General features: G+C 65.4%; 6 protein-coding genes. 3 read left to right on the top strand and 3 right to left on the bottom strand.

Annotated elements, in window-relative coordinates; translation table 11 throughout:
- Positions 1-269 precede the first annotated feature (269 nt).
- Together GW587_RS07205 and GW587_RS07200 are read right to left on the bottom strand one after the other, a co-directional pair.
- Positions 270-1667 carry a DEAD/DEAH box helicase gene (locus GW587_RS07205; protein WP_166100410.1) on the bottom strand — a complete coding sequence of 466 codons (1398 nt, stop codon included), beginning with the start codon at positions 1665-1667 and terminating at the stop codon, positions 270-272.
- A gap of 195 nt (positions 1668-1862) precedes the next feature.
- On the bottom strand, positions 1863-2645 hold the full coding sequence (locus tag GW587_RS07200; RefSeq protein ID WP_166100512.1) for an inositol monophosphatase family protein: 783 nt from the start codon (positions 2643-2645) through the stop codon (positions 1863-1865).
- 164 nt (positions 2646-2809) lie between these two features.
- Here GW587_RS07200 and GW587_RS07195 point away from each other — a divergent pair, with 164 nt between their 5' ends.
- On the top strand, positions 2810-3589 hold the full coding sequence (locus GW587_RS07195) for an RNA methyltransferase (protein WP_166100407.1): 780 nt from the start codon (positions 2810-2812) through the stop codon (positions 3587-3589).
- Here GW587_RS07195 and GW587_RS07190 read toward each other — a convergent pair.
- On the bottom strand, positions 3586-4563 hold the full coding sequence (locus tag GW587_RS07190) for a GlxA family transcriptional regulator (RefSeq protein WP_166100405.1): 978 nt from the start codon (positions 4561-4563) through the stop codon (positions 3586-3588). The genes GW587_RS07195 and GW587_RS07190 overlap by 4 nt on opposite strands.
- Positions 4564-4658: 95 nt before the next feature.
- Between GW587_RS07190 and GW587_RS07185 the strand changes: the two genes are divergently transcribed.
- The gene (locus GW587_RS07185; protein ID WP_166100402.1) at positions 4659-5798 is read left to right on the top strand and encodes an MFS transporter; all 1140 of its coding nucleotides are present in this window, start codon (positions 4659-4661) and stop codon (positions 5796-5798) included.
- A 13-nt stretch (positions 5799-5811) separates the two neighbouring features.
- Positions 5812-6258 carry an acyl-CoA thioesterase gene (locus GW587_RS07180; protein WP_166100399.1) on the top strand — a complete coding sequence of 149 codons (447 nt, stop codon included), beginning with the start codon at positions 5812-5814 and terminating at the stop codon, positions 6256-6258.
- Positions 6259-6267 lie beyond the last annotated feature (9 nt).

Genomic DNA, 6267 nt, shown 5'->3' with positions numbered 1-6267 from the left:
ACAATGCGAGCAGATCAGCGGGCACGCCGGATCGGGAATCAGGCACACATGCAGCTCAGCGCCGACAGGGTCTAGCTTGGAAACGAGAAAGCCTTCCCAGAACGGGAGGCTGAGATTATGATTGGCCATGAGAGCAGTGGGTTGGGTTTTGGGTTTGGTCGCACAAACACAATAACTCTTCCTTACTGCTCTCTTGCGTTTACAACAGGTTCATCCCGCTAATCCGCGATGAACCAAAAAAAAGCCACCGCGTGGGTGGCTTATCTTGCTTATCGGCCGCGGCCGCCTGAGCGGTGCTGGGCTGCCGAGCGCGGGGCGTTGCCGCCGCTGCGCGGACCGCCGCCACCCGCAGGTGCGCCGCCCGGTGCGCGTGGCTTGCCGCCGCCGCCGCCGCCGCCACCACCCGCGCCGCCGGTCTTGGCGCGCGCCTGGCCGCCACGACCGCCGCCGCCGCCACCGTTACGATGGCCCGGCGCGCCGCTGCGCAGCTGCACCGGTTGCGGACGTGCGTTCGGATCCGGCTCGAAGCCCGGAATCACCGCGCGCGGCAGGGTTTGCTTGATCAGCTTTTCGATGTCTTTCAACATGTCGTGCTCATCCACGCAGACCAGCGACACGGCTTCGCCGGTGGCGCCGGCGCGGCCGGTGCGGCCGATGCGGTGCACATAGTCTTCAGGAATGTTCGGCAGATCGTAGTTGACCACGTGCGGCAGTTGGTCGATGTCGATACCGCGCGCGGCGATGTCGGTGGCGACCAGCACTTGCAGCTTGTTGTCCTTGAATTCAGACAACGCCTTGGTGCGCGCCGACTGGCTCTTGTTGCCGTGGATCGCCATCGCGCCGATGCCGTCGCCGCCGAGCTGTTCGACCAGCTTGTTGGCGCCGTGCTTGGTGCGGGTGAACACCAGCACCTGGTTCCAGTTGTTGGACTTGATCAGGTGCGCCAGCATCGGATGCTTCTTGTCGCGGTCGACCGGGTGGATCATCTGCGCGATCACTTCGACCGCCGAGTTGCGGCGCGCCACTTCGATCATCGCCGGCTTGTTCAGCAGGCCGTCGGCCAGCGCCTTGATCTCGTCCGAGAAGGTGGCCGAGAACAGCAGGTTCTGGCGCTTCGGCGGCAACGCCGCCAGCACCTTCTTGATGTCGCGGATGAAGCCCATATCCAGCATGCGGTCGGCTTCGTCCAGGATCAGGATTTCCACTTGCGACAGGTTGACGGTGCGCTGTTCCATGTGGTCCAGCAGGCGGCCCGGGGTGGCGACCAGGATGTCGACGCCGTGCTTGAGCTGCTTGATCTGCGGGTTGATGCCGACGCCGCCGAAGATCACGGTGGAGTTCAGCTTGGTGTATTTGCCGTAGATGCGCACGCTTTCCTCGACCTGGGCCGCGAGTTCGCGGGTCGGGGTCAGGATCAGCGCGCGGATCGGACGCGAGGTGGTGTTGCTGGTGATCGCCGCGCCTTTGGCGTCGGTCGACAGGCGGTGCAGGATCGGCAGCGTGAAGCCGGCGGTCTTGCCGGTGCCGGTTTGCGCGCCTGCCAGCAGGTCGCCGCCGTTCAGGACCGCAGGGATCGCCTGGGCCTGGATAGGGGTGGGCGAGGTGTAGCCGGCTTCGGTAACAGCGCGGACGATAGCGTCGGACAAACCGAGGGAGGAAAATGACATGGTAACTTTATGAGAAGATCGGCCTGTCGCCGTGTAGGCGCCAGTCGCAGGCAATCGATTGTTTTTTTAGATTGCGGCTGAGGACTGGTCAGGGGGCCGCAGCTTGCAGTATAGCAGCTATATGGAAGCTAAGTTTCGTAGAGGAAATAAATAAGGGAGCAAATGCTCCCTTATTTTGTAACAAACTGTCCTGGATTACGCGAATGGTGTCAACAAGCTAACCATTTGACCGAAGATCTTCGGGCTGGCGGCGATGATGTCGCCCTTGTACAGGTAATCCGACTCGCCGCTGAACTCGCCGACGATACCACCCGACTCGGTCACCATCAGCGAACCGGCGGCGATGTCCCAAGGCTTCAGGCCTTTTTCGTAGAAGCCGTCGAGACGGCCGGCGGCGACGTAGGCCAGGTCCAGGGCGGCGCTGCCCGGACGGCGCACGCCGTGGCAGCGTTCGGCCATGATGCCGTACATCTTCAGGTATTCGTCCAGCGCCTTGGCGTTGCCGGCCACGTAGCCGGTCGACAGCAGCGCGTTGGAGATGCGGTCCAGCTTGGTGACGCGGATGCGCTTGTCGTTCAGGTAGGCGCCGGCGCCCTTGGTGGCGGTGAACAGGTCGTTGCGCACCGGATCGTAGATGACGGCCTGGCTGATCACGCCGCGATGCGCCAGCGCGATCGAGATCGAGTATTGCGGGAAGCCGTGCATGAAGTTGGTGGTGCCATCGAGCGGGTCGATGATCCAGACATATTCACTCTCGTCGTTCAGTTTGGCGGAAGCGCCCGATTCCTCGGCCAGGAAGGCGTGGTCGGGATAAGCTTTGGACAACACTTCAATGATCGCCTGTTCGGCGGCCTGGTCGACGTCGGTGACGAAATCCTTGTGGTTTTTCTCGGTGACGATCACGCGGTCGAGATCGAACGAGGCGCGGTTGATGACAGCGGCGGCGCGGCGGGCGGCTTTGATCGCCGTGTTGAGCATTGGGTGCATAAGCTTTTCCGTTAAAAGAACGCCATCGCCCACCCGGGGCAAAACCTGCCGGGCGGCACAATGGAGTCAAGAGTGAATTAAAGAGCGGAGCGGCGGCGACAGGGTAAAATCCGGGGAAATTCTTGTATCGATACCGCGCAATAGCGCTATTTTAAATGAACCTGCCCGAAATCAACACCAATCTTTTTAAACAGCTGCGATTTATTCTGGTCGAAACCAGCCGCGCCGGCAATATCGGGGCCGTCGCGCGGGCCATGAAAACCATGGGCTTCAGCGACCTGGTGCTGGTCACGCCGCGCTTCGACAATGCGCTGCTCGATCCGGAGGCGGTGGCCTTCGCCAGCGGCGCGCAGGATATCTTGAGCGGCGCGCGCGTGGTCGGTTCGGTGGCCGAGGCGCTGGACGGCATCAACTTCGCCGCCGCCGTCTCGGCGCGGCTGCGCGAATTCTCGCCGCCGGTGCTGACGCCGCGCCAGATGGCGGGGCAGCTGGCGGCGCAGCCGGAGCTGCACGCGGCGCTAATCTTCGGCAACGAGCGCTTCGGCCTGCCGAACGAGCTGGTCGAGAAATGTAATGTATTGATCAATATTCCCGCCAATCCGGAGTACTCGTCGCTGAATTTGTCGCAGGCGGCGCAGGTGCTGGCTTACGAATGCCGCATGGCGCTGCTGGACGGCGCGCCCAGCCCGCGCCAGCCTGCCGGCGACGCCAACGAAATCGGCTTCCACGGCGAAGCGGCCAGCATCGAGCAGATCGAGGGCATGTATCAGCATCTGGAACAGGCGCTGGTGCAGGTCGGCTTTCTCGACGCCGCCAATCCGCGCAAGCTGATGCCGCGCCTGAAGCGCATGTTCGCCCGCGCCCAGCTGGAAAAAGAGGAAGTCAACATCCTGCGCGGCATCGCGCGCCACATGGTGGGGCAGCGCAAGCCCTAGGCCGAGCGGAATTGCTTGCGGTACAGCGACGGCGAGATGGCCAGCGCGGCGCGGAAATGCTGCCGCAACGATAAGCCGGTGCCGAAGCCCGCTTGCTGCGCCACCAGTTCGATCGGCGCGTCGCTGCTTTCCAGCAGCCGTTGCGCCTGCGCGAGGCGCTGGTTCAATATCCATTGCTTGAACGAGGTGCCGGTGGCTTGGCGGAAGTGACGTGTGAAGTTGCGCCGGCTCATCGCCGCGCGTTCGGCCAGCGACGCCAGGCTGTGGCTTTGCTCCAGATGTTGCGTCACCCATTCCAGCACCCGCGCCAGGCGGCCGTCGCTGTTGCTGACCGGCAGAGGCCGTTCGATGAATTGCGCCTGCCCGCCCTGGCGGTGGGGCGAAATCAGCAGCCGCTTGGCGCGGCCATTGGCCACTTCCGCGCCGGATAGCCGGCGCAGCAGGTGGAAGCAGCAATCCAGGCCGGCGGCCACGCCCGCCGAGGTCAGCACATCGCCTTGGTCCACATACAGCACGTCCGGATCGACGTTGATTTTGGGGTGGTCCGCGGCCAGCGCGTCCACGGCTTGCCAGTGGGTGGTGGCGCTTCTGCCGTCGAGCACGCCGGCTTGCGCCAGCGGAAACGCGCCCAGGCACAGGCCCACCAGGGTGGCGCCCCGGCGGTGCGCGCGTCGCAGCGTTTCCAGCAAGTCGGATGGCGCCGCACGGCAGTCGTCGTGCCAGGACGGCATGACCACGATGTCGGCGTTGTCGACGGCGGTGAGGTCGTGGTCGGTATCCATCGTAAATCCGGCCTCGGTGCGCAGCGGGCCGTGGTCGGCCGAGCACACCACCACCTTGAACCGCGATAGTCCGGGGTCGCGGCCGTTGCCGCCGAATACCAGGCAGGGCACCGACAGGTGGAACGGCGAAATCCCGTCGAAGGCGATCACCGCCACCGTCAGCCGCTGGCTTGAATGGTCTGTCTTGCGCATGGCTCGATTATATCGGAAGTGGTCCTTCGGGCCACTGTTCGCGCGCCCGGCGCGCACGGAAAATACCGGTCTGTTCAACAAAAAAAGCTATCGCCATGGATCGTCGACTACTGACACTTGCACTCGGCATGTTTGCAATGGGGACGGACAATTTCGTCGTCGCCGGCATCCTGCCCGGCGTCGCCGGATCGCTGCATACCAGCGTCAGCCTCGCCGGGCAGATGGTGACCGTGTACGCGCTGGCCTATGCCGTGATGGCGCCGGTGATGGCGGCGCTGGCGGCGGGGTGGCCGCGCAAATCGCTGCTGGTGTCGGCGCTCGGCGTCTTCGTTGTCGGCAACGCCATCACGGCGCTGGCCAGCGACCTGAACACCGTGCTGCTCAGCCGCGCGCTGGCGGGCCTGGGCGCGGCGATGTTCTCGCCCACCGCCCTGGGCGTGACCGCCATGCTGGCGACGCCGGAGCGCCGAGGGCGCGCGCTGGCCACCGTGACCGCCGGCCTCGCGGGCGCGACCGCGCTGGGCGCGCCGATCGGCACCTTCATCGGCGGCTTCGGCGGCTGGAGAAGCACGCTGTGGTTGGTCGCGCTGCTGGGGCTGGTCGCGATGGCCGGCGTGGCGACGGTGTTCCGTTCCATCCCCGAGCCGGCGCCGGTGACGCTGCGCCGGCGGCTGGCGCCGCTGCGCGATGCGCGCGTCGCGCTGACCCTGCTCACGTCGCTGTTCGCATTCGGCGGCTTCCTGATGGTCTACACCTATCTTGGCGCGGTGCTGCATCGGGTCACCGGCGGCGACGGGCGCGTCCTCGCCGGCATGCTGCTGGTGTGGGGCGTCGCGGCGACGGTCGGCAATGCGCTGGCGGGGCGGCTGGTCGACCGCTTCGACAACCGCCGCATCATCAATCTCGGACTGGGCGTCGGCATCGTCAATTTCCTGGCGCTGCCTTGGACCTCGGCGTCGATGGCGGGCGCGCTGGTGGCGCTGATCTTGTGGGGATTGGTCGGCTGGGGACTGCTGGTGCCGCAACAGCATCGGCTGGTCAAGCTGGGGCCGCAGGTGGCGCCGTTGCTGCTGGCGCTGAACAACACCGCCACCTACGGCGGGCTGGCCTGCTCGGGAGCGCTGGGCGGACTTGTGCTAATGTTCATCGATGCGCGCTACCTCAGCCTCGTCGGGGCCGCGCTGATCGCGGTCGCCCTGGTCCTTGCCGAGGCGGCATATCGCCGTAGCGAATAAGAATTGGGCAAGCATGCAGCCGGACTGGGATTTTCCGCAACCTTACACCATGGCCTTGGCGCCATCCGCCGCCGACATCGACGGCCTCGACCATACCAACAACGCGGTCTACGTGCAGTGGTGCGAAAAGATCGGCTGGGCGCATTCGGAGACGCTGGGGCTGGCGCTGGCCGACTATCGCCGCCTGGACCGGGCGATGGCGATCCGCCGCGCCGAATACGACTACATCCTGCCGACCGCCGCCGGCGACGCGCTGCTGCTGGCGACCTGGCTGTGCGCCACCGACGGCAAGCTGGCGATGGAGCGCCGCTTCCAGCTGGTGCGCGAGAGCGACGGCGCCACCGTGCTGCGTGGTCGCTGGGACTTGATCTGCATCGAGATCAGCAGCGGCCGCGCGCGCCGCATGCCGGCCGCGTTCTGCGATGCGTATCTGCCGGCCGTGGTCGCGCCGACCGCTTGACGAGGGAAC

This window comes from Duganella aceris (assembly GCF_011090165.1).
GTDB lineage: Bacteria > Pseudomonadota > Gammaproteobacteria > Burkholderiales > Burkholderiaceae_D > Rugamonas > Rugamonas aceris.
This window is presented reverse-complemented; position numbering and strand designations above follow the sequence as displayed.

Excerpts from the sequence above, each read along its gene's own strand:
- GW587_RS07205 (WP_166100410.1), bottom strand. The coding sequence starts at position 1,667 with ATGTCATTTTCCTCCCTCGGTTTGTCCGACGCTATCGTCCGCGCTGTT.
- GW587_RS07200 (WP_166100512.1), bottom strand. The coding sequence starts at position 2,645 with ATGCTCAACACGGCGATCAAAGCCGCCCGCCGCGCCGCCGCTGTCATC.
- GW587_RS07195 (WP_166100407.1), top strand. The coding sequence starts at position 2,810 with ATGAACCTGCCCGAAATCAACACCAATCTTTTTAAACAGCTGCGATTT.
- GW587_RS07190 (WP_166100405.1), bottom strand. The coding sequence starts at position 4,563 with ATGCGCAAGACAGACCATTCAAGCCAGCGGCTGACGGTGGCGGTGATC.
- GW587_RS07185 (WP_166100402.1), top strand. The coding sequence starts at position 4,659 with ATGGATCGTCGACTACTGACACTTGCACTCGGCATGTTTGCAATGGGG.
- GW587_RS07180 (WP_166100399.1), top strand. The coding sequence starts at position 5,812 with ATGCAGCCGGACTGGGATTTTCCGCAACCTTACACCATGGCCTTGGCG.